The sequence below is a fragment of the Paraburkholderia kururiensis genome, assembly GCF_034424375.1.
In the GTDB taxonomy this organism is placed as follows: Bacteria; Pseudomonadota; Gammaproteobacteria; order Burkholderiales; family Burkholderiaceae; genus Paraburkholderia; species Paraburkholderia kururiensis_A.
The window spans coordinates 1,075,762-1,098,072 of record NZ_CP139965.1 but is presented as its reverse complement, the minus strand read 5'-3'; the positions used below and the strand labels follow the sequence as shown (position 1 = coordinate 1,098,072).

Here is a 22,311-nt window from a genome sequence, read left to right as displayed (position 1 = left end):
CGGGCGTGTCGGCCCGGCGCCCATCCCTCGGTCGTTCAGCGACCGAGGGATGGGCTATTGCGACGCCGATCACTCGTCTACAAGCTCGGCGATCTCATGCACGTTCACCGTGCGACCCAGCCGGCTCTTCACGCCGTCACCCCATGCCTGCACATGGACGCCCGGCGTGAGATAGACCGCAAGTTCGGCCGCGGCATGCGGCGGCATTCTGAGCGAAGTGCCGTCATCCAGCAGCGCGCCGCGCAGTTCCCCCTTCGGGCCGAACAGCGGCAACACAACCTCGCCCTGTACGTCCATCGGCTTTGTCTGCATCGCGGGCGCATGCCCCTGTGCGTCACGAGGATGCGGCGGACCTTCGTCGACGATCTCGATTGCGTTCTTTGTGGTCAGCGAAATTGCCGCCACCAGGTCGGCGGCGCGAGGCTTTACGCCGCGTACCCGCACGGTGTCGCCGATCACGACATGCCGCGCGACACGCTTCGACAAATGCGGCGGGAAATGAACCTGCTGCCGGGTCCGGTCACTGCGTTCGAGAATGAAGCCGTCGACTTCGCCGCGCGGATTGAGCAGGAATTGCGAGACCTTGCCGCGTGTTTCGGGCAGGCAGGCGGGATCGATCCAATGCATGGAGATTTCCTTTCGAAGTGCGTTATTGCGGCAAGGTGCCGTAAAGCGTAGTCAGCTTGCCCGGCGTGCCGAAGGCGGTGGCCTGCATCGCCTGACCATAACGGTTGCGGGTGCCATAGCCCTGTGCGGCGACCATCGTTCCAGGACGCAGCAGATCGGCAAACTGCATGGCAACGGGCGGGGTCAGCTTGATCACGGTGCCGTCGGTGAGCAGCATGCCGTCGGCTTCGCCGCGCGGAGCCGTCGTCACGCGCAGCACACGGCCGATTACATCGAGTCTGACGAGACCCGCGCCTGCCAGTTCCCTCGGAAAACGCGGCGTCGCAAGCGGCGGCGGTTGATCGACAACCGCGCGGCCACGCTTCGCGTTCTCGATTCGTTGGGCCTGCACGGTGCCTCCCGGCAGCGCAAAGCCGGTCACCGTAACGCTGTCGCCGGGCACGACTGCCGCGGTAACCTCGGCGCCAAGATGCGGCGGAAAGTGGACGAGCGCGTTGTCGGCAAGCAGTAGCCCGTCGACATCACCTTCGGGATTGATCACATACCGCTGCACGACGCCGTTGACGGTGACAAGGGCGGCAACGCGATCGTCCAGCGGGCGCGGAGGCAGCCCCGCACCTGGACCCGGATCGGCAACGGGCGCGGACGGCGGACGTTGCGCAACGTCCGGCCGCGGCGGTAAATCCTGTGCGGCACTGACCGCTGTGGCGGCGAGCAATACGCACGCGGCGACGATGTGCAACGTCGAGTGAAAGGCCTTCATGGCGCAGCTCCTTTTGCAGTCCTGTGCAGCAGAGAAACGCAAGCGTTGTGCCATGCCGACAAGTCTTGTCGGGCGGGGCCTGCGCCGATGCATGCCTGTGGAACTGTCCGGGTGCTGGACGCACGGTGTCGTTCGAATGGACACCCGTTGAGGAGTCAACCCAGGACTCAGCCCAGTTTGTACGCGGCCATCTTCGTATAAAGCGACTGGCGGCTGATGCCGAGGCGACGCGCGGCTTCGGCGCGATTACCCGCGGCAAGTTGCAACGCACGTTCGATCGAAGCGCGTTCCAGTCGCTCGATCGCCTCGGGGAGCGGCAGATCGAGCAATGCGCCCGGAAGGTCGTCGGCTGCCACCTGGCGCGCGGCCAGAAACGCGAGATCGTCGTCGGTGGCAAGCGGGCCGCGAGCGAGTGCGGCGACACGCTCCATCGCGTTCTTCAACTCGCGCACGTTGCCCGGCCACGCATGCGCGAGAAGACGCCGTTCGGCGCTTGCGCCCAGCGTGCGCGAGATGCCGGAGCGGCGCGCCGCGAGCGCCAGAAAATGCGTGGCGAGCGTGATGATGTCGTCGGGGCGTTCGCGCAGCGGCGGCAAATGAATCGGGATCACGTTGAGCCGGTAGAACAGATCCTCGCGAAACCGGCCTGCTGCAACTTCGGCGCCGAGATCGCGATGCGTCGCTGCGACGATCCGTACGTCGATCGGCACGCTCGTGTTGCTGCCGAGCGGCGTCAGCTCTCGCTCCTGAATCACGCGCAATAACTTCGCCTGCATCGGCAACGGCAGATCGCCGATCTCGTCGAGAAACAGCGTGCCGGCGTTCGCCTCGACGAAGCGGCCGACGCGTTGCATGTGCGCCCCCGTGAACGCCCCTTTCGCGTGACCGAAGAGTTCGCTCTCGAGCAGGTCGGCGGGAATCGCCGCGCAATTGATCGCCACAAAAGCCCCGCGGCGCCGCGCCGACGCGTCGTGCAGGACGCGCGCCGCGACCTCCTTACCGGTGCCCGTTTCGCCGCTGATCAGCACGGTCGAATCCGTGGCAGCAGCACGGCCCATCTGCTTTTGCGCTTCGCGTAACGCCGCGCTGGTGCCGAGCAGGCGAGGCGCGGTGTCGTCGCCCAGCGTGTCTTCGGGCGCCGGCTGGACGTCTGCGGACGGGCCTTGATTCGAGGCTTCGATCTTGCGCAGCAATTCGGCGATCACGCCCCGTCCGACCGGTTTGGTCAGGTGTTCGAACGCGCCCAGACGCATGGCGTGAATGGTGTTGTCGCTGGTCGCGAATGCGGTCAGCACGACAACCGGCAAGGTCTTGCGCTCAGGCATTGCGCGCAACTGTTCGAGCAGTTCGATGCCGCTCATGTCGGCCATCCTGAAGTCGAGGAACGCGCAATCGATGTGCGCGCTGCTGCCGAGACACTCGAGCGCCTCGCGGCCCCCTGTTGCCTCGATGACGGTATGCCCCAGATCGCCGAGGGTTTCGGCAAGGCTTTCGCGGAACGCGTCGTCGTCGTCGACGATCAGGATGTGTGGCATGGCAGTTCGATCACAAAACAGGCGCCGTGCGGGCGCGCGGCATAGAAGGCGCGGCCGCCATGCGCCACGGCGATTTCCCGCACCACGGCGAGACCCAAACCGGAGCCGGAGGCGTGACCGGTCACAAAGGGCTCGAAGATGTGCTCGCGCTCGGCGAGCGGCACGCCCGGCCCGTCGTCGGCGACTTCGATGCTCAAGATATCCGCGTGCTGCGCCGCGCGCAACGTAACGTGGCCGCCGGCGGGTGTATGACGTAGGGCATTGAGAATCAGATTGTCGATGGCACGGGCGAGTTGAGCCGCATCGAAACACGCTTCGTCCGGCAAGTCGTTGCTTTGCGCGAGGGCGAGCGCAATGCCGGCCCGCGACGCGGCATCCCGATGCAGTTCAATACGCGCAGCCAGCCATTCACGCAGCGCAACCGGCTGCGCATCGATGCGGACAGGCTGCGTCAGTGCAAGCAAGCCGGACAACTGCATTTCCACTCGCTGAATCTGCTCGAGAATCGACACCAGCGCGTGGTGCTTGCGCTGCGCGTCCCCGGCCAGCGCGTTTTCCGCTTTGAGTCGCATCGCGCCGATCGGATTGCGGATCTCGTGAGCGATTTGCGCGGCCAGCCGGCCGAGTGCGGCGAACCGCTCGGCGCCTGCGAGCTTCCTGTCGAGATCGCTCGCCTGCCGCTGCAGTGCGGTGGTGCGCGCACCGTATGCATTGAGCGCGGCAACGATCTTGTCCAGGTCCGGCTCGCCTGTGAGCGCGATCGGCGTGAAAGGCGCATGCAGGTCCGTTGCTTCGCTCAGGCTCTGCTCGACGCGCGCAAGATCGCTGCGCCAGCGGCGCAGCAGCGTTCCCAAGGCAATCGCGCTCCCGACGATCACAGCGAGCAGCAGGGCAAGCGCGGTGACGAGCGTCTTGCCGTGCGGACCGAGCGGCGGACGCACGCGCGTGAGCGTCCACGCAAACAATCCGGCGCGATGCGGCACGGGACAGGCCGAAACGATGACCGCGTCCTGCTGTCCTTCGACATACTCGGACGCCGCATGCCCGCTCGTCGCCGCGCGCAGCGTGCGCAGAATCAGCGGCGTCTCGGCTTGCGGAATATCGCGCTTGATGCCGCTGCCCTCGTAGGTTGGAAACGCGTAGGCGTCGAAAATGCCGCGTTCGCTGTCTGCCGCACGCCAGAAGCCGCCTTCGACGCCCGGCATCTGCGCGAGCACGACGTCAAGGATCGCGTGCATCAGGTCCCTGTTCGAGGCACTTTGCGCGTCGGCGGTCCGGTCGATCGAAAGGTCGTAGCGCGAGGCAACCGCCTCGCACCCGGCCAGTGTCTGTTGACGCGCGACGCCGATCTGCCGCTCCAGGTTGCCTTGCGCCATGAACCAGACGAGCCCGATCAGGAGCGCGCACATCACGGCTACCAGCACCCAGAAAACCGCGAGTTGGCTGGCGAACGAGAAACGCCGTTGAGCTGCGGACATAAGCGTGCGAGGAAGGAGAGGGTTTCAAGCTTAGCAAAAGCGGGGCAACCACGACGCAGGCGCGAAGCCGCCCGCGCGGACATCGCAGAGGTCGCGGCGCTCACAGACACCGGCTGCTGTCGGTTGTTCGGACAACCGCTGTCCAGTAATCCGACACCTGCCGTCGTACGGCCCGCTGCAAAGTCTGCCCGACGTGGCACGCGCGTATGGCACATGGGTTGCATAAGCACCGGCTCCTCGCCTGAACATCGGAACCTTGGGCATCGTGAAGACCCGTCGCGCACTCGAAGCACTGAACTTCTTCATGGCGGATGTCCAGGCCGGCATCGGCCCGTTTCTCGGCGTGTTTCTACAAGCGCGCGGTTGGGGCACGGACATGATCGGCATCGTGATGAGCATGGGCGGCATCGCGGGGATGCTGGCGACGTCTCCGGCCGGCGCGCTGGTGGACGGCACCCGTCACAAGCGCGCACTGATCGTGATCGCGGGCGTCATGACCGTGCTGGCGTCAGGACTGCTGTGGGCCTCTCACGATTACCGGATGGTGGTGGCGTCGCAGGTCGTCACCGCGATCACGGGAGCCGCTATCGGACCGGCAATGGCAGGCATAACGTTGGGGGTCGTGCGGCAATCCGGCTTTGACCGGCAGTTCGGGCGTAACCAGGTCGCCAATCACGCGGGCAACGTCGTGGCCGCAGTGCTGTCGGGCTGGTTGGGCTGGCGATACGGTTTCGGCGCGGTGTTCGCGTTGAGCGCAGCCTTCGGCGTGCTGGCCATCGTGGCTGCCATGATGATTCGCAGCGACGCCATCGACCATCAGGTTGCCAGAGGCCTGACGTCGGCAGAGTCGCACCCTGGTCGCGCCGGCGGCCACGTCAGCGGACTTCGGATCTTGCTGCAGTGCCGTCCCCTGCTGGTGCTCGCGGCGGCCCTCGCGTTGTTTCACCTTGGCAACGCCGCGATGTTGCCGCTTTACGGACTCGCGATCGTCGCGGCGCATCAGGGCGACCCGAGTGCGTTGACCGCGCAAACCATCGTGATCGCCCAGGCGGTGATGGTCGTCGCGGCCATGCTCGCTAACCGCCTGATCCGGCGGTACGGCTACTGGTGGGTCATTCTGCTCACGTTCCTCGCGCTGCCGGTGCGCGGGCTGATTGCGGCCTCGTTGATCCAGGCGTGGGGCGTGGTCCCGGTGCAGGCGCTGGATGGCATCGGCGCCGGCCTGCAGAGCGTCGCCGTGCCGGCGCTGGTCGTGCGCCTGCTGCACGGCACCGGACATGTCAATGCCGGGCAAGGTGTGGTGATGACCGTGCAGGCGGCAGGCGCAGCATTGAGTCCGGCGCTGGGCGGGTTGCTCGCTCAACACTTCGGCTATCCCGTGGCCTTCATGGCGCTCGGTGCGATTTCAACCGGATCGCTGGCGCTGTGGCTTTACTGCGGCGCAGGACTCAGGCATGCCTGCCGCGCGCACGGCGGTGTGGATCGCGATGGGGTCGACGCGCCGCCGTCTGCTTCTTGTGCAGAGCAGCTTATCGAAACGCATGAGCGAGACACATGAGCGAAGCGCATGAGCGAGGCGCCCGAACGATAGAACGCGGGACTGATTGATCGCCCGCACGCGCGTTGAATTGCCGTCTGGCTCCAGCGCCCAGGCACGCTAAAGCGTCTCCTCATACCGGCAATTGACGAGCAGTTCCGCAACGCTCGCGGTGTTCGGCAGTTCGATCGCGTTGACCACGAGCAGCGCCAGATCCTGCGGTTGCGTCATCGCGTCGGGCGGAAGATCGGCGATGCCCGACGCCATATCGGTATTCACGAAGCCGGGACACACGGCCGTTGCGCGCACGCCGTCGTCCCAACCCGCGCGGCGCACCGCGTGCGTCAACGCGACCATCGCGTGCTTCGACATCTGGTAGCCGACGTTCAGGTTCTTGACGCGCTTGCCCGACAACGACGCAAGCTGCACGAAGCGTCCGCGCCCCGAACGCCGCAGATGCGGCAACGCCGCCTGAACAAGACGAAAGGGAGCGTGCACGTTGATGTCGAAAGTCTCCGCGAGCAGCGCATCGTTGCCGTTGTCGAAGTCGATCATCTTGCAGATGCCCGCATTGCTGACGAGCACATCGAGCCGACCGTATCGATCGATCGTCGCATCGACCCAGTTGCGTGCCGCCTGCGGGTCACGCGCTTCATAGGCGTGAATGAACGCATCGGCCATGCCCTCGACCGCGCGCGGCTCGCGCATGCCGAGCGAAAGCGCATAGCCTCGCCGCGCCAGCTCGCTTGCAATCGCGCTGCCGATACCGCGCGAAGCGCCTGACACCATCGCTACCTTTTGCATGCTCGAATCCTTGCGAAGCGTCTCGTTCATGCGGCCGCATCAAAAGCCCGCATCGATCGTGATTTTCGAACCGTCGCTGAACCGGCTCAGCCTGAACGCGTGTGTATCGACGAGAGGTTTGTCGTTATGCACGATATCTGCCATCAGCCTCCCCGCGCCAGGCCCGATACCGAAACCATGCCCCGAAAAGCCCGTACCGATGAACAGACCCGGCACCTTCGCGACGTCCGAGATGACGGGAATCGCATCCGGCGTGACGTCGATATAGCCGGCCCAACGCTGCGCGATCCGCGCGCCGGCCAGTTGCGGAAACGTGGCGACGAACGCCTGCAAACCCTTGTCGACATACGGAACGACAGGATCGGGATCGAGCGTGCGGATGGATTCGAACACCGTCGGCGCGTCCAGCGGCCAGCGGCGCGGGCGTTTCAGTTCGTCGAAGAAGCGCTTGCCGACGCTGATCTGCAATGCGCCCATCTGGCTTTTCAGCGCCTCGATGTATTTGAAGAACAGGCGGAACGAATCGGGCGTGAGGTCCGCATGCGTGCGCAGCCCATAGGCGACCGTATAGCCGCCGTCCAGACGCTTTCGAAACGCGAACTCCTCGTTGTTGGCGCTGCACGTCGGGCCGCCTTCCAGAGGCTCGGTACGCAGCACCGAGGCACGCGTGAGCAGTTGCGGCAGTTCGATGCCGAGATTGCCGCAGAAATAGCGTGTCCATGCGCCGCCAGCGACAACGGCGGCATCGCAGCGAATGGTGCCGTGCTCGGTGACGACGGCGCTTACGCGTCCGCGGCTCGTTTCGATGCCGCGCACCGCGCAGGGCGTGAGGATGCTGACACCGCGCTTTCTCAGCGCATTCGCGATGGCGGGCGCGGCCTTTTGCGGCTCGGCGCGCGCGTCGCCGGGCGTGAATATGCCGCCTTTGAACGAACGCGCCGCGCCGGGCAGCAACGCGGCGATGTCGCGGGTATCGACCTCGCGCGTATCGAACGCATCGCCGCCAATCTCGCGCGCACGCCGCAGCCAGTCGCGATGACGTTCCAGCGTCGCGTCGTCGTTCGATACGTAGAGAATGCCGCACTCGTTGAAGCCGGTTTGTATGCCGAGCTTCTCGTCGAGCGTGCGCCAGATCTTCAGGCTTTCGATGCTCAGCAGCAGTTCGCGCGGATCGCGGCGCGTGACGCGCACCCAACCCCAGTTGCGGCTCGACTGCTCGCCGGCGATGTAGCCTTTCTCGCACAACGCGACGCTCAATCCCTTTTCGCTGAGCGCGAGCGCCGTGCACACGCCGATGATGCCGCCGCCTATCACGACGACGTCGGCACATTCCGGCAGCTTGATATCGTCGGCGACGATGTCGACTTTCGGTCCCATGTTTTGATTGATGTGTGTGAGGGTTCGTTATCCGCAGCGATGTTCGGCGGCGGGCGCCTGCGATTGCAACGCCTCTTCGCGGCGCAGGCTGCGCAGTACGCGCGCAGATTGGCGGCCGCGACGCGCGCCGGGATTGCTGAAGCGATTGGTCCAACGGTCGATGTGATTGATCGCATGCGTAAGCGGCACAGTGATCAGCAGATACACGAGACCCGCTGCCACCAGCGGCGACAGATTAGCCGTATTGACGGCCGCGTTCTGGCCGATCGTGAACAGATCACGCTGCGACGTCAGCAGACCGAGGAAATACACGAGGCTCGAGTCCTTGACGATAGCGATGAACTGGTTCGCGAGCGCGGGCAAAATGCGCCGCACGCCTTGCGGCACGATGACGTGACGCATGCCGCTCCAGTACGTCATGCCGAGCGCCTGGCACGCGTACATCTGGCCGCGCCCCACGCTCTGGATGCCGGAGCGGAAAATCTCCGCGATATACGCCGACGAGATCAGCGCGAGCGCGACGATGGCGAGCGGATACGGATTCGGCCCGAACAGCGACAACCCGATGGGCGCGAGTCCCTGGCCCACCACGAGAATCACCAGCGCGGCGGGCAGCCCGCGAAACACGTCGATGAAGACCTGGGCAGGCCAGGTCAGCCAGCGCGTATTCGACACCGTCATTAGCGCCAGCACCATGCCCGCCAGAATGCCGAGCACCGTCGAAAACAGCGAGAGGATCAGCGTGTTCACGAGGCCCGTGCCAAGCAGGCCAGGCAGCGAATCGAGCAAAAGCGGCCAGTCGAGAAAGTTTTGCAAGAAGGCATCCATCTGCGCTCTCCTGAAGCGTGTACGACGTTGAGAAGCGACCGCATTTACCCGTTCGCCCGTTGCGTACCGCGTTGGCGTGAAGGGTTGCCTACTTCATCGCGTACGGCGGAAGATCGGTGGGCTTCGGATAACCCGGATGGAACTGCAGATATAACTTCATCCATGTGCCGTCGGCGACGAGTTCGCCGATCGCCTTGTTGAGCGCGGCTTCGAGCTTCGTATTGCCCTTGCGCACGGGAAAGCCTGCGGGCAGATTGACGGCGGAGATATCGAGCTTGTCGGCAATATTCGCTTGCGGATACTTGCTTTGCAGACCTTCGACGAGCGTCTTGTCGACGAAATAGCCGTCGATGTACTTATTGCGCAATGCAAGGAACCCAGCGTTCAGGTTAGGAAAGCGCACGATCTGTGCGCCGGGCAGATAGCTGGCCGAATAAGTGTCTTCGATCGTGCCTTGCACGACGCCGATACGCTTGTCTTTCACGGAAGCCACATCCGCGCTGATCGCGCTGCCGGGTAGCGTGGCGACGGAAAGCAGGCCCGTCAGATAGCCGTCGGAGAAATCCACCATCTTGAGGCGATCCTTCGTAATCGAGATCGAGCCCGCTGCGAGATCGATCTGCTGGTTCGCGACGCTCGGCAACAGGCCGGCGAAATCCTGAGCGCGAAAATCAGCGGAGAGCCCGAGCTTCGCGGCAATCGCGCGAATCAGCTCGACGTCGAAGCCCGTCATCTTGCCGTTGTCGACGTACGAATACGGTTTGTTGTTCGCATCGACGCCCGCAACGATCTTGCCCGGCGTCAGCGTGCCGACATCTTCGGCATGGGCCGCCGTTGCGGCGACGAGGCACAGCGATGTGACGACAGCCAGGCTGCGTGCAAATTGAAGGAATCGCATCGGAAACTCCCCAGGTAGAAACTTCGATAAACGAAACTCGCGCGTGACTCGGTACGACTCGCAGACCGGCTAGTGAAGAATGCGCGACAGAAACTCTCTGGCGCGCTCGGAGCGCGGCCTGTCGAAAAACGCTTCCCGTGTGTCGTCTTCGACGATCGCACCGCGATCCATGAACAGGATGCGGTCGGCCACGCGCTTCGCAAAACCCATTTCGTGCGTGACGCACAGCATCGTCATGCCGTCCTGCGCAAGCGTGCTCATCACGTCGAGCACTTCGTTGACCATTTCGGGATCGAGCGCTGAAGTCGGTTCGTCGAACAGCATCGCAACCGGATCCATCGACAGCGCGCGTGCAATCGCCACACGCTGCTGCTGGCCGCCCGAGAGTTGCGACGGATACTTGTCCTCATGCTCGCCAAGACCGACGCGTCGCAGCAAAGCGCGCGCCTTGTCGGCGGCTTCGTCGCGGCTGCGGCCGAGCACGTTCCGTTGCGCGAGCATCAGATTGCGTTGCACGGTGAGATGGGGAAACAGCTCGAAGTGCTGGAACACCATGCCGACTCTTGCACGCAACTGGCTGAGGTTCGCCGCTTTGGCCGTGACGTCCACGCCATTCACGACAATCTGTCCGCTTTGCACGGGTTCGAGGCCGTTGACGGATTTGATCAGCGTCGACTTGCCGGAACCAGACGGTCCGCAGATCACGACCACTTCGCCGCGCGAAATGGTTGCCGAGCAATCGGACAGCACCCGATGGGCCCCATACCATTTCGAAACCTTGAGCAATTCGATCATCGTGTTCCTCGCGTCCATGAAACATGGGTTGCCCGTGCCGTACGCTCACGACAACGCGTTGCGCACCCGGCCGCGCCACATATCGTCGGCCTTGTAGAGCGCCGTGCCGAGCGGTACGGCAAGTCGGCTCACCAGGCCGGCGCCATTCAACGGGAACGTGCCTTCGCCGAAAGCGCCCGCATCGCGCTCGATGTCGAGCATGTGTTTCGCGATGCGATGTCCCAGATAACTCATCAGCGCGACGCCGTTGCCGTTGCAGCCGAGCGCGTAGTGAATGCCGTCGTGTGCGCCGACGTGCGCGAGCTTGTCGTGCGTCATCGCGACATAGCCTTTCCATGCGTGTGTGATCCGCACGTCGCGCAATGCAGGCCATAGCTGCACCAGCTTCGCGTAAAGCCGTCGCGCGGCTTCGCGTTCGTTCAGTTCGCGAATAGAGGGACGCGAGCCGAAAATCATGCGCGTGCCATCGGGCGATGGGCGCGTATAGAACAGATTGCGCTTCGAGTCGCTGATCATGCGGCGGCCGGGATTGAGCGCATCCATCAGCCCTTCGGGCAGCGTTTCGGTGGCGATCTGATAGCTCGCAACGGGCAGCACGCGCCGCGCAAAGAACGGCAGCAGCGCGCCCGTGTAGCCGTTGGTCGCCACCAGTACGCGCCGTGCCTGCAGCGTGCCGCGCACGGTATGCACGCGGAACTGCGCGCCCTCCTTTTCGATGCGCTGCACCGCCGTATGCGAATGCAGTGTTGCGCCGCGCCGCCGTGCGAGATCGCGCAGCGCGCGATGATATTTCGCGGTGTGCAGCCCACCATATTCGTCGACGAGAATGCCGCCGTAGTAATAATCCGAGCCGATGATCGCGCGTTGCGCCTCGCGTTCGATCACATGCACGGTCACACCTGTCTTGTCGTGCAGCAGTTGGCCCTGGCGGCGCAAGACGTTGAAATGCGCGGGTGTGTACGCGCCGAAAAAGCGGCCTGTGATGTTCAGATCGGCGTCGAGCGATTCATCCGCGACGAGCCGCTTCAGATAATCGAAGCTCGCCATCGATTCCTGCATCAGCCGCGTGAGCCGGTCGGCGGATACGCCGCGAATCGCGTTGGTCAACGCAAGTTTCTGTCCGCTCGACACCATGCCGCCGCTGCGCGTGCTGCCGCCTGCGCCGATTTCGGCCGCATCCAGCACGGCGACGCGTGCGCCATGAAGCGCCGCTTCAGCCGCCGCCGACAGTCCGCAATAACCGCTGCCTACGATCGCCACATCGACGTTCGCCGGCAAGGGCGCGGCCGACGTTTCGGGCGGCGCGGCTTCCCACCAGTAAGGCGTGCAGCTGAACGTCTGGTGAAACAGCAGGGCATCGGGGCGCATGGATCAGGTCTGTAAGCTCGACGTGAGGCCAGTCTAGGTCGCTGCAAATCATCCGGTCAAATAGCGACAAAAACGTCTTCTATTCATTTCTGATATGGCAAGCTGTTGCCATGTGCATGCTGCGTTGCATCGGAGAACGCATGAATCTCAGGCAAATCGAAGCGTTTCGGCTCGTCATGCTGCGCGGCTCGATGACGGCGGCAGCCGAAGAACTCGGCACGTCGCAGCCGAGCATCAGCAGGCTTATTGGCGACTTGGAAGCATCGACGGGATTGACGCTGTTCGTGCGCAACGGCGGACGCATCCGCGCGACAGATGCGGGCAGTGCCTTCTATCGCGAGGTGGATCGCAGCTTCGTCGGGCTCGAAAAACTCGAGCATTCGGCTCGCGAGATCCGTCAGCTCGGCAGCGGGCGTTTACGTATCGTCGCGGCGCCTGTGCTGGCGCTGTCGTTCCTGCCGACGGTGATCGAGCGTTTCCTCGAGGTATATGCGCGCGTGGCCGTGTCGCTAGAAATGCGCAGCGAAGGCACGATCCAGCGCTGGGTGTCGTCTGGACATTGCGACGTGGGCTTTGCGACGGCGACACCCGATGCGTTCGGCGTGACGAGCGTCGAACTGTACCGTCTGCCTGGGCTATGCGCGTTGCCGGCACATCATCCGCTCGCGGCGCGCAAACGTATTCAGGCCGCGGACCTGCGCGGCGAACGGCTGATCCTGCCGTCCTATGCAGACGACACCCGCACGTCGCTCGATCGCGCGTTGCGGCCCGCAGGCGCCGATCAGGTGCCCGCCATCGAAACGCCGTATGGCGCGACAATCTGCGCGCTGGTGGCGCGCGGACTGGGCGCCGGCATCGTCAATCCGCTGGCGGCGCTCGAAGCGGATCGGCGGCGTATCGTGTTTCGTCCATTCGTGCCGGAGATCCTTTTTCGCGGCTTCATTCTGTGTCCGCAATTGCAGCAGGCCAATCCCGTCGTCGAGGCTTTTCTGCAGTTCGTCCACACGACGATGAGGCCCGAAATGGCCACGCTGGGGTTGAACGGTGGCTGAACCGTCGACGTTGTTCTGCTTTTTTGTGGCCTTCGAATGCCGTCTGAACCGGCTGTGGTGTGACTGATGCCGTGAAGCATCCGCACGTGCTTCATTGGGTTTTCCTCTGTGTGCTCAATCGAGCGGCACGGTGAGACGATCGATGATGGCTGCCGTCTGCGGACGTACGCCGCGCCACCATGCAAAAGCTTCCGCTGCCTGCTCGACCAGCATGCCGACGCCGTCCGCCACGCCATGTACGCCGGCGTTGCGCGCGAGTCGCAGGAACGGTGTGAGCCGCTTGCCGTACGCCAGCTCATACGCGGTGCCTGCCGGGCTGAACACGCCAGGCGGGACAGGCGGCAACTCACCGGTCAGGCTCGCGGAAGTCGCGTTGACCACGAGATCGAATCGGCCCATGGCCGGCAGATCGCCATAGCCGCGAGCATGCAGTGCAGTGCCAGGCGAGCCGACTTGTGCAACCAGCGCTTCGGCCTTGGCTACGTCGCGGTTGGCAATGACTAGTTCGGCGGGGCCCGCAGCGAGAAACGGCAGCACCGCGCCACGCGCTGCGCCGCCCGCGCCGAGCATCAACACGCGTTTGCCGGCGAGCGGAACGCCGAGATTCACCTCGATATCGCGCAACAGGCCAATGCCGTCGAAATTCTCGGCAATGATCCGGCCACTTTCGAACTTGAGCGCGTTGGCGGCGCCCGCCAACGCCGCGCGTTCGCTGGGCTCGTCGGCGAGTGCGAATGCCTTCAGCTTGAATGGCGCGGTGACGTTCATACCTTTGCCGCCTTTGTCGGCGAACTGGCGCACCACCCTGGCGAATGCGTCTTCAGGATCGAGCGGACCCTCGATCGCGACATAGGACATCGCCTGCTGCTCCGCTTCGGCAAACAGGCCATGAATCAATGGGGATTTCGTGTGGCCGATCGGATTGCCGATCACTGCATACTGGTCAGTCATGGTGTCTCACTTTGCGTAGAGAACGCCTTCGGTTTGCATCGCGTCGATTTCGGCCGCGGAAAAGCCGAGCGATTGCGCAACCTCCGCGTTGTGCTGCCCGAGATCGGGTGCGACGTCGCGGATGGTCGTGTCGCAATGAGAAAAGCGGAACGGCAGGTTGGGCAAACGCAGCGTCCCGTACCGCGGATGATGTTGCTCGACCACCATGCCGCGCGCCTGGATCTGCGGATCGTCGAGCACCTCGTCGATGCGCTGCACCTTCGCACAAGGCACATCGATGCCGTCCAGCAGTTCGAGCACCTGCGCGACAGGACGCGCGGCGACCCACGGCTGCACGACAGAGAGAATCGCCTGCCGATGCGCATTGCGGCCCACGCCATCGTGAAAACGCGTATCACCGCCGAATCCGGCAGGGCCGCCATGCGTTTCGATCAGCGCGGCGAAGCGTTTCCATGCATCGTCTACCTGCGCTGCGATCACGAGGTCGCCGTCCGCAGCGCGAAACACGCCATAGAGCGTGGAGGTCGGCATGTCGTGGCCCGTCTGTTCCGGCAGCACGCCGCCCAGCGTGTAGCACTGCACCGCGTACTCGTGCATCGAAACGAGCGTGTCGTACAGAGCCATGTCGATGTGCTGTCCGCGTCCGCTCTTCACCCGCCCGAGCAGCGCCGCGTTGATCGCCGCCACCGCGTGAATGCCCGTATACATGTCGCCGAGCGAAATGCGCAGCAGTGGCGGTGGTTCGCCCGGCGTGCCCACCATCTGCATGATGCCGCTCTTCGCCTCGGCGATCAGGCCGAATCCCGCACGATGCGCGTCGGGACCCGTGTGGCCATACGCCGAGATCGAGCAATAGACGAGACCCGGATTGCGTGCGGATAGCGCCTCATAGCCCAGCCCGAGCTTTTCCAGCGCGCCGGGGCGGTAGTTCTCGACGAACACATCGGCCGAGTCGCACAGGCGGCGCATGAACTCCTTGCCGCGTGCGTCCTTCATGTTGACGCTGACGCCCCGCTTGCCCATGTTCAGTTGCAGGAAATAGCCGCTTTGCTGCTCGTCGAGCACGGTGGCGTGCTGGCGGCCCGCGTCGCCCGTGCCGGGACGCTCGACCTTGATGACTTCGGCACCGAGCGCCGCGAGGCAGCGGCCCACATAGGGACCGGCGAGGAAGTGGCTATAGTCGACAACGCGTATGCCTTCGAGAGGACGGGGCTGCATCAGAACGCTCCCGGCCGGCGCGGCACCATCAGACGATGCTCGCCGCGTTGAGCTACCTGGTTATCCTGATTGATCAGCTCGGAGGGCAGCACGACAATGCCCCATCCCGGACGGCTATTACTGGGCCGCATCGCACCGACGCGAAACTTCACGTGCAGGATGTCATTCACTTTGATGGGCAGCAGGAAATCCCAGGTCCAGCCGAGCGACATGCCAGGCAGAAAGCGATAGTCGCTCTGGGTCTTGAGGCCATCTGCAATCGATAACCCGAACAAGCCGTGCGCGACAAGACAGCCAAAGTGGCTCGCGTTCGCATACGTCTCGTCCACGTGCACGGGGGTATGGTCGCCCGTAAGGTCCGCGTACGCGAGAATCCGTTCCTTCGTCACGGTGTAGGTCGGGCTCACGCACGCGTCGCCTTCGCGGGCGTCGTCCCAGTACCTTTCGATGATCGTCATGCTCATGTTCGTCTTCACGCCTCCGCGCGCGGATCGATGCCCAGCGCCTGTGCGACACACGACGCGGGCCTCGACTGAATCAGTTCAACGGCGAGCCCGTCGGGTAGACGCAGCCAGTTGCGCCCTTGCGGCATTTCGCTGACACCATAGGCGTGCGCCGCAGCCAGTGCGGCCTCCAGGTCTTCACACATGACGCCGAGATGCGCGAGGCGCCCTTCCGGACCTTCGTGTTGCGGCGCATGAATGAACTGCAGACCACCAAACGTCCAGTACTGTCGCGGCGCGTCAGCGGTGCCGTCGATTTCGCGCATGCCCATGCCGAGCACGTCTTCGAAGAAGCGGATGTGCCACCGGATGTCCTTCACCCAGATTGCGACGTGCTCCAGATAAGCCTTCGAGCCAGTCATGCCGTCGCCTCCTTGCGCTGCCCGTCGGCCATCGCGCGCTCGATACCCTTGACGCATGCCACGAGGGTCGCATTGACGGGAGTCGGCACGCCCAGTCGTTGCCCCCACCGCACCACCGAGCCGTTGATGAAATCGATCTCCGTGACGGAGCCTTTTTCGAGGCTTTGCAGCATCGACGTCTTGAATGCGGGAGAGAGGCCAACGGCCGCGAGTGCCCACGCCTGCTCGGGCTCCGTCATCGACAAGGTGATGCCCGCCGCGTGTGCGGCTGCCATCGCCTCACCGATGGCCGCAAGCGCCGTCGCCTTCAACAAAGGTTCGTCGTAAAGCTGACCGTAGGTGAGTCGCGTAATACCGGTGAGCGCGCCCGTGGCAACGTTCACGAGCAACTTGTCCCACATCGTGCCCATGATGTTGTCGCTGACGGTAGTCATCAGCCCGGCGGCGTTGAAGGCTTCGGCGATCGCCTGCACGCGGGGCGTGATCTGCCCGTCGAGTTCGCCGATGTAAGTAGCCTTGCCGGTAACGCCTGACTGGATATGCCCCGGACCGCGCAGCACGCCGCCGACATAGGTCTTGCCTGCCAGCACACGCTCACGGCCCACGATATCGGCGAGCACATCTTCGTGCCCGAGTCCGTTCTGCAGCGACAGCACGAGCGTTTCGGGGCCGACGAGCGCGAGTGCGCCGCGCATCGCCGCTTCGGTATGGAAAGACTTGACCAGCACGATTACCACGTCGGCCACGCCGACTTCGTCCGCCTGAGTCGTGGCGCGCACCGCGACGCGACGCGAGCCGTTATCGTCGTCGACCCGCAGACCGTCGCCACGCATCGTTTCTACATGGATAGGCGAGCGGTCCAGCAGCCAGGTTTCGTGGCCGCCCTCCGTGAGGGTGGCGCCGATCGTGCAGCCTAGTGCACCGGCGCCGAGAATCGCAACTTTCACTGAGCTTCTCCTTGACGTGTAGGCCCACGATAGGAGTTACCGCTCATATCAGCAATTCAATGACTACAATGACGTCATTGAAATAGACAATATATGCCGCTACGCCATGATGCCGACCGACCTGCCCGATCTGAAATTGCTACAGCTGTTCGACCTGCTGTACGACGCGCGCAGCGTCACGCGTGTGGCCGAGCAACTGGGGCAAAGCCAGCCCACGATCAGTATCTGGCTGGCGCGGCTTCGAGAGTATTTGCAAGATCCGCTTTTCGTCCGCACTCCCGGCGGCATGGCGCCAACGCCGCAGGCCGATGCACTGATCGGGCCCTGCCGCGAAATTCTCGAATCGCTCAGGCGCTTCGTCGCGTGGGAGATTGCGTTCGATCCCGGCACCGCGCAGCGGCGCTTTCGCATCTGCATGACGGACGCGAGCCACATCACGCTGCTGCCGCGACTGCTCGCCCACGTGCGAGCGCAGGCGCCCGGCATTCGCCTGGAGGCGGCAGGAATCGACGGCAATACGGAACGCGCGCTAGAGTCGGGCGAAGCCGACCTCGCCATCGGCTATGTGCCGTGGCTCAGCGGCGGTATCTATCAACAGCAGCTTTATCAACAAGACTGGGTGTGCCTGACGAACCGGCATCATCCACGCATTCGCGGGCGGCTTGGGTTGAAGCAGTACCGTTCCGAGGGGCACGTCGCCATCGAATCGGGCACGGGTGCGCAACTGCTTGAACAGGCGCTCGCGCGCGAGCGGATCGACCGTGACGTCGTACTGCAATTGCCTGGCTTCCTGGGGCTTGGAACGATCGTCCAGACGACCGACCTGATCGCCACGCTGCCGCGTCACATCGGCCAAACGCTTGCGCACGCCAACGATCTGGCCGTTCATTCATGCCCGGTTCCCGTGGATGGATTCGCCGTCCGGCAACACTGGCATGCCCGATATCACCACGAGGCCGGGAATCGCTGGTTGCGTGGTGTGATCGTTCAGCTGTTCGGAGGGTCACCGCGAAAATGACCTTAAGGCACCGCGCGCCATTTCACGGAAAGTACCGCCGTTTATCTCCGTGGTCCGCTGTCGAAGGCATTCGTCGGCTGAAAGAGACGCACACTCACTCCTCTTTCGCGTAAAGAGATTGGATGCGACGAGTCGTTCTGGTAGTAATGCCGCAAGATATGGCATAGTCCCACAATTCAACATGAATACGGAGCTCTAATGACCACGCTCGAAAGCATCCAGGCACGAATCGCCAAATTGCAGGCTCAGGCACAGGAACTGGTTGCAAAGCAGTCTACAGTTGTTCTCGACAAAATCCGTGAACTGATGACGAAGCACGGAATAACCACCGCCGACATCGCAGCGCATGTCGGCAAGCAGCGAGGCCGCAAACCCGGGACCCGGACAACGCCTTCGAAGCAGGTGGCCCGCGCGCCGAAGTATCGCGACCCGGCGACTGGCGCAACGTGGACTGGCCACGGGCGGGCGCCAGGCTGGATTGCAGCGGCGAAAGACCGCAACAAGTTCCTGATTTCAGGCGTCCCGACAGACGCGGCGTTCAATGCAAAGAAGGCGGCAAAAGCAGGAAATTACGTTCGCGGTCCGCAGCCGGCAATGTATCAAGACCCAAAGACGGGGGCTACATGGAGCGGACGTGGCCGCGCGCCCGCATGGATTGCTGATGCCAAGGACCGGACGAAGTTCCTGATTGAAAAGACCGTAACGCGTTCGACGAAGGGGAAGACGAAGTCCGACAAGACCGGCCCCGCGGAAAAAACCGCGACCAGGAAGACGGCAACGAAGAAGGCATCGGCCAGAAAGCTCGCTACAAAAAAGACAGCACCGGCCGCTCGCAAAGCGGCGTCGAAGAAAGGCGCTGTGGCCAAATCGCCCGTTGCCCGAAAAGCGCGTGCGGCGAGAACCGCCGCGTCGTCTGCGAAACGCGTTGACGCCGCGCAGCTCCAGGCGACGCCGGATACTGCCGGCGCGGCCGCTGATTAAGCTGCCGGCGAGTCGTGCTCAGGACGTCTTGCCCGCGATCCGGCGGTCGGCCCACAACTCGACTCGCCGGGTCCTTCTCTCCCGGGCTCACATCGATCATTAAGATCTGTTTCATATTGTTCGCTTCTATTTCTTCCCGGTCATTGCGCTCCAGGCTGCATGGGAGTCCATGTAGTCTCTCCAATGCGTGATCTTTCGGCTCTCGATCTTGATGATTGAGCAGAACCGGTTGTTGTACTGCACGCCTGTGGCGAGGATGATTTCATGAATCTCGTATTCGATGACACAGCCAGTGTCTGTCTCGTGGGAAATCAACTCGTCGGCAGATTGAAGCGCGATGTTGTCGACGTAGCCTTTGAACGCAGCCATCAGGTTGGTTCGTCCTTCGATAACGCGGGGCCAACCCAGGTCGTAACGAACCTCGTAAATGACGTCGTCGGCGACGACGTCGAAGAAGTGAGCTCCATCGACAAGGTCACCGAGCGCCTATCGCACCAGACTGAAGTAAGGATCCGCAGCTTCGTAGAGGGCGTATTTCGATTTCTGCATTCCAGACTCCCCGCTCCATTTCGTATGCTGCTTACCGGATGAGAGTTGAATATAAATTGGAAGTTAGGGTGGCTAACACAAGTCATCTACGAACCGCGAGCAGATAACGGCGGCAGCCAGGTTAAGCAACGCAACATGAATGTCGAGACGACGCTCGAAACGAATGCGCAGTTTGCCGAAACCGGCAAACCAGGCATGCGTGCGCTCGACTACCCAGCGATAGCGGCCGAGCCACTCCTTACTTTCCACGCCACGGCGGGCGATACGGGCTGTGATGCCGCGCTGCCTCAGGTAACGACGGCAGCGTGCAAAGTCATAATCTTTGTCCGCATGCAGCTTGCCCGGACGCTTGCGAGGCTGTCCGGTCAGGCCCGGTACCGCAGCAATGGCATCAAGCGTGCGCTCGAATGCCATCGAATTGTGCCGGTTGGCACCCGTGACCGTGTGATGGCCAACGGAACGCCGCGCGCATCTACGACGATGTGCCGTTTCGACCCGAGCTTGCCCCGGTCTGTCGGGTTGGGGCCGGTTTCCTGGCCCCCCGGGGGCTGGAAACACTGGCGGCATCAAGACTCGCCCGTTCCCAGTCAATCTGGTCATGCTCACGCAAGCGGCGAAGCATTGCCCGATGCAGCTTCTCCCACACGCCTGCGGCTTGCCAGTCGCGTAGTCTTCGCCAGCAGGTCATCCCGCTGCCGAAGCCCAATTCTTTCGGCAAGTATTCCCATGGAATGCCTGTTTGCAGGACATACAGGATGCCATTCAATGCTGCGCGGTCATCCACCGTTCAGCGGCGCCCCCCTTTGGGCGACGGCGTGAATACCGGAATCAGTGGCTCCAGCACCGCCCATAACTCGTTACTGATTTTTCGTCTGGCCATACCGCCACGATATGGCTTTCATGGCTTCACGTCCAGGTTGTGTTAGCCGCACTTAGTCTTAAGAAAGTCCTCGCGCACGGACAACCGTCATAAGCCTCATTTCGCGGGTGGTCGAACGGACACATGCCTGGTTCGCCGGTTTCGGCAAACTGCGCATTCGCTGCGAGCAACGTTTCGACATTCATGGTGCGTTGCTGCCTTGGCCGCTGCCGTTATCTGTTCACGCTTCGTGGACGACGTGTGTTAGGCACTCTAAGTGGTGCGCGGGACGAATTCCTGCTGGCAGCAACAGCCCAAAACTGCGACGAATGGCACGGGGGTTGGCACCGTTCGAAACAGAAAAAGCGGCGATGATTGTCTAGCTTGAAGCCAAGGGCGAAAGCCCCGCGATGTCTGAATGCTCCGAAGCACGATCATGCCGCTCCGCGCGCTGACGTACCTGACGAAATCATATCTTCACTGGCTTCAGTCGCGGATCGGCTTCGTCTCGCACTCCCTTCGCAAATGCCGTGACTGCTCTGTCATCCTGCTCCGTCACAAGAAAACCGTCGAGCGCTATCCCAAACTTGAATAGTACGGTGAATCCAACGTTCTGCTTCGGCGCGCCATCCGCCGCGCAAAGATCGCGATAGACGGTCGAGCCGTCACGGTCGAAGAGTTTGACGCCGCTTACTTCCGCTTGCGACTGCTCTTTCCCAAAACCGACCTCCATTACCGTTCCATCGGCACCGGAAGAAATCACAGTCAGGTCTTCTTTATTCCATGAATCGATAATCTTCGGCCCAAAACGACTCCTCCTGGAATAGTCTGGCGCGCCTAAGAGAGCATGCAGATCCGCACGCGCCATGCCAAAATTAATGGGACCAACGCTCACATACGGAACAATTACAAAATGAGTAATCACATTTACCCCGTCGGAAGGACGGTTATTTCTCTCAAGACACTTAAAGCACTCCAACATTGCCTCATTGTACTTACGGAAATTTCCAATAGCCTACGCAACCTCCCGAATGTCCTGAATTTCGACCGCCATAGGCTCTCGCCATTTTCCGTCTTTTAACAGATTCGCGATCATCTCGCGATTCTCCTCTCCTTCGGTACCATTGCGGTCGTTACTTGAGGTCTTGTGATGATCTACAGCGTCCATTTGAATGGCCGGACCATCCTTTTTGAGGAGAGGGCTCGCATCATCGATGCCGGCGTGTGATGCGAATCCTTCCCATCGTTCACTGACTTACTTGTCTTACTGCGCGCGCCCCCTCGATACGACCCCTTCCCCGATCCTTGCTTCAGGTGATCACAGGGGCTGCCTTTCACCTTGCCACCTTCGTTCCCCTCGCCCTTCCCACCGCTTGACGCAGCGTCCTTTTCGGCCTTCTCCGCAGTCTCCTTCTCAGCCTTTTTCGCGGCTTGCTCTGTGGCTTGTTTGGCTTCCCGCTCCGCCAATTCCTTGGCCTCTTTCTCTGCGAGTACTTTCGCCTCTTGCTTCGCTAGTTGCCATATTTGCGGAGTCGGCCCAAACATGCCCGGATTGCGGCGGCAAGATGAAGTCGCAGGCCGAAGACGTCGCCGCACAATTCGAGTACATGCCTGCGAGCTTCCGCATGCTCCGCCATGGGGACCCAAGTTGGCCTGCGCACGCTGCGATCACATCGCGCAGGCGGCAGCGCCGAATCGCCCGATCGAACGCGGTCTCGCCAGCCCGGCGTTGCTCACGCACTTGCTCGTCTCGACGTTCGCCAATCATCTTCCGTTGTATCGGCAGTCGGACATGTACGCCAGTAAGAGCGTCGAGCTCGATCACTCGCTGCTCGCGAAGTGGGTCAGCCGACATGGACAT

21 protein-coding genes and 3 pseudogenes are annotated in these 22,311 nt (G+C 62.8%); 7 read left to right on the top strand and 17 right to left on the bottom strand.

Annotation, left to right across the window (positions count from 1 at the left end):
• Positions 1-69 precede the first annotated feature (69 nt).
• The 4 genes from U0042_RS04975 to U0042_RS04960 all read right to left on the bottom strand — a co-directional run bounded on the left by U0042_RS04975 (position 70) and on the right by U0042_RS04960 (position 4,403).
• Entirely contained in the window at positions 70-627 is a 558-nt protein-coding gene (locus U0042_RS04975; protein ID WP_114812978.1) for a hypothetical protein, read from the bottom strand.
• 22 nt (positions 628-649) lie between these two features.
• Positions 650-1,369, bottom strand: coding sequence for a hypothetical protein (locus U0042_RS04970; RefSeq protein ID WP_327205035.1), 720 nt, complete (start codon positions 1,367-1,369; stop codon positions 650-652).
• Between the two features lie 188 nt (positions 1,370-1,557).
• A complete protein-coding gene (locus U0042_RS04965) occupies positions 1,558-2,925 on the bottom strand; it encodes a sigma-54-dependent transcriptional regulator (protein ID WP_114812976.1) in 1,368 nt (455 codons plus the stop codon).
• Complete coding sequence (locus U0042_RS04960; protein ID WP_114812974.1) at positions 2,910-4,403, bottom strand: sensor histidine kinase; 1,494 nt, start codon at positions 4,401-4,403, stop codon at positions 2,910-2,912. The genes U0042_RS04965 and U0042_RS04960 overlap by 16 nt, the downstream gene beginning before the upstream one ends.
• A 265-nt stretch (positions 4,404-4,668) precedes the next feature.
• On the opposite strand from U0042_RS04960, the gene U0042_RS04955 reads away from it, so the two are divergent.
• Positions 4,669-5,961 (top strand): MFS transporter, encoded by a 1,293-nt coding sequence (locus tag U0042_RS04955; RefSeq protein WP_114813091.1) that lies wholly within the window; start codon positions 4,669-4,671, stop codon positions 5,959-5,961.
• A 99-nt stretch (positions 5,962-6,060) separates the two neighbouring features.
• Here the strand turns inward: U0042_RS04955 and U0042_RS04950 are convergent, their stop codons facing one another.
• The 6 genes from U0042_RS04950 to U0042_RS04925 form a co-directional block, all read right to left on the bottom strand.
• Positions 6,061-6,744, bottom strand: coding sequence for an SDR family NAD(P)-dependent oxidoreductase (locus U0042_RS04950; protein ID WP_114813089.1), 684 nt, complete (start codon positions 6,742-6,744; stop codon positions 6,061-6,063).
• 39 nt (positions 6,745-6,783) lie between these two features.
• The gene (locus U0042_RS04945) at positions 6,784-8,121 is read right to left on the bottom strand and encodes an NAD(P)/FAD-dependent oxidoreductase (protein WP_114812972.1); all 1,338 of its coding nucleotides are present in this window, start codon (positions 8,119-8,121) and stop codon (positions 6,784-6,786) included.
• Positions 8,122-8,148: 27 nt separating this feature from the next.
• Positions 8,149-8,949 carry an amino acid ABC transporter permease gene (locus U0042_RS04940; protein ID WP_114812970.1) on the bottom strand — a complete coding sequence of 267 codons (801 nt, stop codon included), beginning with the start codon at positions 8,947-8,949 and terminating at the stop codon, positions 8,149-8,151.
• 88 nt (positions 8,950-9,037) lie between these two features.
• On the bottom strand, positions 9,038-9,847 hold the full coding sequence (locus U0042_RS04935; RefSeq protein WP_114812968.1) for a substrate-binding periplasmic protein: 810 nt from the start codon (positions 9,845-9,847) through the stop codon (positions 9,038-9,040).
• 69 nt (positions 9,848-9,916) lie between these two features.
• Complete coding sequence (locus U0042_RS04930; RefSeq protein WP_114812966.1) at positions 9,917-10,642, bottom strand: amino acid ABC transporter ATP-binding protein; 726 nt, start codon at positions 10,640-10,642, stop codon at positions 9,917-9,919.
• A 45-nt stretch (positions 10,643-10,687) separates the two neighbouring features.
• Entirely contained in the window at positions 10,688-12,010 is a 1,323-nt protein-coding gene (locus U0042_RS04925) for an NAD(P)/FAD-dependent oxidoreductase (RefSeq protein WP_114812964.1), read from the bottom strand.
• Positions 12,011-12,150: 140 nt separating this feature from the next.
• Between U0042_RS04925 and U0042_RS04920 the strand changes: the two genes are divergently transcribed.
• Positions 12,151-13,062, top strand: a complete 912-nt coding sequence (locus U0042_RS04920; RefSeq protein WP_114813087.1) for a LysR substrate-binding domain-containing protein — start codon at positions 12,151-12,153, stop codon at positions 13,060-13,062.
• Positions 13,063-13,176: 114 nt separating this feature from the next.
• Here the strand turns inward: U0042_RS04920 and aroE are convergent, their stop codons facing one another.
• The 5 genes from aroE to U0042_RS04895 are packed head-to-tail and all read right to left on the bottom strand — an operon-like array spanning position 13,177 to position 17,043.
• On the bottom strand, positions 13,177-14,013 hold the full coding sequence (gene aroE, locus U0042_RS04915) for a shikimate dehydrogenase (RefSeq protein ID WP_114812962.1): 837 nt from the start codon (positions 14,011-14,013) through the stop codon (positions 13,177-13,179).
• A gap of 6 nt (positions 14,014-14,019) precedes the next feature.
• Positions 14,020-15,231 carry a CaiB/BaiF CoA transferase family protein gene (locus tag U0042_RS04910; protein WP_114812960.1) on the bottom strand — a complete coding sequence of 404 codons (1,212 nt, stop codon included), beginning with the start codon at positions 15,229-15,231 and terminating at the stop codon, positions 14,020-14,022.
• Positions 15,231-15,689, bottom strand: coding sequence for a MaoC family dehydratase (locus U0042_RS04905; protein ID WP_114813085.1), 459 nt, complete (start codon positions 15,687-15,689; stop codon positions 15,231-15,233). The genes U0042_RS04910 and U0042_RS04905 overlap by 1 nt, the downstream gene beginning before the upstream one ends.
• Positions 15,690-15,703: 14 nt before the next feature.
• Positions 15,704-16,096 carry a VOC family protein gene (locus U0042_RS04900; RefSeq protein WP_114812958.1) on the bottom strand — a complete coding sequence of 131 codons (393 nt, stop codon included), beginning with the start codon at positions 16,094-16,096 and terminating at the stop codon, positions 15,704-15,706.
• Positions 16,093-17,043 (bottom strand): ketopantoate reductase family protein, encoded by a 951-nt coding sequence (locus U0042_RS04895; protein ID WP_114812957.1) that lies wholly within the window; start codon positions 17,041-17,043, stop codon positions 16,093-16,095. The genes U0042_RS04900 and U0042_RS04895 overlap by 4 nt, the downstream gene beginning before the upstream one ends.
• Positions 17,044-17,149: 106 nt before the next feature.
• Between U0042_RS04895 and U0042_RS04890 the strand changes: the two genes are divergently transcribed.
• From U0042_RS04890 to U0042_RS04875, 3 genes are all read left to right on the top strand, one after another.
• Positions 17,150-18,061, top strand: a complete 912-nt coding sequence (locus tag U0042_RS04890) for a LysR family transcriptional regulator (RefSeq protein ID WP_114812955.1) — start codon at positions 17,150-17,152, stop codon at positions 18,059-18,061.
• 198 nt (positions 18,062-18,259) lie between these two features.
• Complete coding sequence (locus U0042_RS04885; RefSeq protein WP_114812953.1) at positions 18,260-19,042, top strand: H-NS family nucleoid-associated regulatory protein; 783 nt, start codon at positions 18,260-18,262, stop codon at positions 19,040-19,042.
• A 264-nt stretch (positions 19,043-19,306) separates the two neighbouring features.
• The gene (locus tag U0042_RS04875; RefSeq protein WP_232833481.1) at positions 19,307-19,633 is read left to right on the top strand and encodes a hypothetical protein; all 327 of its coding nucleotides are present in this window, start codon (positions 19,307-19,309) and stop codon (positions 19,631-19,633) included.
• Positions 19,634-19,663: 30 nt separating this feature from the next.
• Here the strand turns inward: U0042_RS04875 and U0042_RS04870 are convergent.
• A pseudogene (locus U0042_RS04870) lies at positions 19,664-20,471 on the bottom strand (IS5 family transposase).
• Positions 20,472-20,578: 107 nt separating this feature from the next.
• On the opposite strand from U0042_RS04870, the pseudogene U0042_RS04865 reads away from it, so the two are divergent.
• Positions 20,579-20,718: pseudogene (locus U0042_RS04865) on the top strand (IS5/IS1182 family transposase); the annotation flags it as partial.
• Between the two features lie 201 nt (positions 20,719-20,919).
• On the opposite strand, the gene U0042_RS04860 reads toward U0042_RS04865, so the two are convergent.
• Complete coding sequence (locus U0042_RS04860) at positions 20,920-21,375, bottom strand: hypothetical protein (RefSeq protein WP_157977870.1); 456 nt, start codon at positions 21,373-21,375, stop codon at positions 20,920-20,922.
• Between the two features lie 604 nt (positions 21,376-21,979).
• On the opposite strand from U0042_RS04860, the pseudogene U0042_RS04855 reads away from it, so the two are divergent.
• Positions 21,980-22,296, top strand: a pseudogene (locus tag U0042_RS04855) (IS66 family transposase zinc-finger binding domain-containing protein); the annotation flags it as partial.
• Positions 22,297-22,311 lie beyond the last annotated feature (15 nt).

Excerpts from the sequence above, each read along its gene's own strand:
- U0042_RS04935 (WP_114812968.1), bottom strand. The coding sequence starts at position 9,847 with ATGCGATTCCTTCAATTTGCACGCAGCCTGGCTGTCGTCACATCGCTG.
- U0042_RS04925 (WP_114812964.1), bottom strand. The coding sequence starts at position 12,010 with ATGCGCCCCGATGCCCTGCTGTTTCACCAGACGTTCAGCTGCACGCCT.
- aroE (WP_114812962.1), bottom strand. The coding sequence starts at position 14,013 with ATGACTGACCAGTATGCAGTGATCGGCAATCCGATCGGCCACACGAAA.
- U0042_RS04950 (WP_114813089.1), bottom strand. The coding sequence starts at position 6,744 with ATGCAAAAGGTAGCGATGGTGTCAGGCGCTTCGCGCGGTATCGGCAGC.
- U0042_RS04940 (WP_114812970.1), bottom strand. The coding sequence starts at position 8,949 with ATGGATGCCTTCTTGCAAAACTTTCTCGACTGGCCGCTTTTGCTCGAT.
- U0042_RS04930 (WP_114812966.1), bottom strand. The coding sequence starts at position 10,642 with ATGATCGAATTGCTCAAGGTTTCGAAATGGTATGGGGCCCATCGGGTG.
- U0042_RS04910 (WP_114812960.1), bottom strand. The coding sequence starts at position 15,231 with ATGCAGCCCCGTCCTCTCGAAGGCATACGCGTTGTCGACTATAGCCAC.
- U0042_RS04905 (WP_114813085.1), bottom strand. The coding sequence starts at position 15,689 with ATGACGATCATCGAAAGGTACTGGGACGACGCCCGCGAAGGCGACGCG.
- U0042_RS04965 (WP_114812976.1), bottom strand. The coding sequence starts at position 2,925 with ATGCCACACATCCTGATCGTCGACGACGACGACGCGTTCCGCGAAAGC.
- U0042_RS04890 (WP_114812955.1), top strand. The coding sequence starts at position 17,150 with ATGATGCCGACCGACCTGCCCGATCTGAAATTGCTACAGCTGTTCGAC.
- U0042_RS04945 (WP_114812972.1), bottom strand. The coding sequence starts at position 8,121 with ATGGGACCGAAAGTCGACATCGTCGCCGACGATATCAAGCTGCCGGAA.
- U0042_RS04875 (WP_232833481.1), top strand. The coding sequence starts at position 19,307 with ATGAATCTCGTATTCGATGACACAGCCAGTGTCTGTCTCGTGGGAAAT.
- U0042_RS04885 (WP_114812953.1), top strand. The coding sequence starts at position 18,260 with ATGACCACGCTCGAAAGCATCCAGGCACGAATCGCCAAATTGCAGGCT.
- U0042_RS04975 (WP_114812978.1), bottom strand. The coding sequence starts at position 627 with ATGCATTGGATCGATCCCGCCTGCCTGCCCGAAACACGCGGCAAGGTC.
- U0042_RS04900 (WP_114812958.1), bottom strand. The coding sequence starts at position 16,096 with ATGACTGGCTCGAAGGCTTATCTGGAGCACGTCGCAATCTGGGTGAAG.
- U0042_RS04920 (WP_114813087.1), top strand. The coding sequence starts at position 12,151 with ATGAATCTCAGGCAAATCGAAGCGTTTCGGCTCGTCATGCTGCGCGGC.
- U0042_RS04960 (WP_114812974.1), bottom strand. The coding sequence starts at position 4,403 with ATGTCCGCAGCTCAACGGCGTTTCTCGTTCGCCAGCCAACTCGCGGTT.